1 protein-coding gene is annotated in these 783 nt (G+C 77.0%); it reads right to left on the reverse strand.

What is annotated here, in order from left to right:
- Positions 1-783 (reverse strand): AAA family ATPase (locus KBX39_RS32340; RefSeq protein WP_210874228.1); only part of this gene is annotated, 783 nt, incomplete at both ends.

Below are 783 nucleotides of genomic sequence, written 5' to 3' on the forward strand. Positions count from 1 at the left end.
GCAGCACCCCGCGCGGCGGCGTCACGCCCAGCCGGGCGAACGTGTCCGGGTAGGTGAGCGGCCAGAGCACCGACTCGGTGAGCGTCTGCTTGACGTCGTGCAGTCCGCCCACGTCGTCGAGCGTCACCGACGCCAGCTCCAGCGTGGACGCGGACATCGTCGTCGGCCGGACCACCTCCAGCGCCTCGGTGAAGTCCGTCATCGCCACCGTCGGCGTCTCCGCCGTCTTCTGCCGCAGCGCCGCGCGTACCCCGGCCTCGCGGACGAGCGCCGCCAGGTCCGCCGCGACGAACCCGGGGGTACGGCCGGCCACCTCGTCCAGCCGTACGTCGCCGGCCAGCGGCACCTGCCGGGTGAGCACTGTCAGCTGTTCCCGGCGCAGCGCCGCGTCGGGCAGCGGCACGGTGATCCGCAGCGCCAGCAGATCCGGGCCGCGCAGCCCCGGGTCCACCGCCTCCGGTCGCCCGCTGGTGCAGACCACCGCCACGCCGGCCCGCAGCGCCTCGGCGACCACCTGGCGGAACACGGTGGCCAGCGGACCCGGCTCGTCGGCCGGGGCGATCGCCTCCACGTCGGTGACCAGCAGCACGGCCGGTCCGCCGGCGCGTACCGCCGACGCCGCCTCGCGGAGCCTGCGGGCCGCCGCGTCGTTCGTGAGCGCGGCCAGCTCCGGCGCCCAGAGCGGGCGCAGACCCGCGCCGACCCGGGCCGCGACGGCGCGCACGAGCGCTGACTTGCCCGAGCCCGCCGGTCCCTCCACCAGCACGCCGAGCGAGACGGTGG

Source organism: Micromonospora sp. D75, from assembly GCF_018070405.1.
In the GTDB taxonomy this organism is placed as follows: domain Bacteria; phylum Actinomycetota; class Actinomycetes; order Mycobacteriales; family Micromonosporaceae; genus Micromonospora; species Micromonospora chalcea.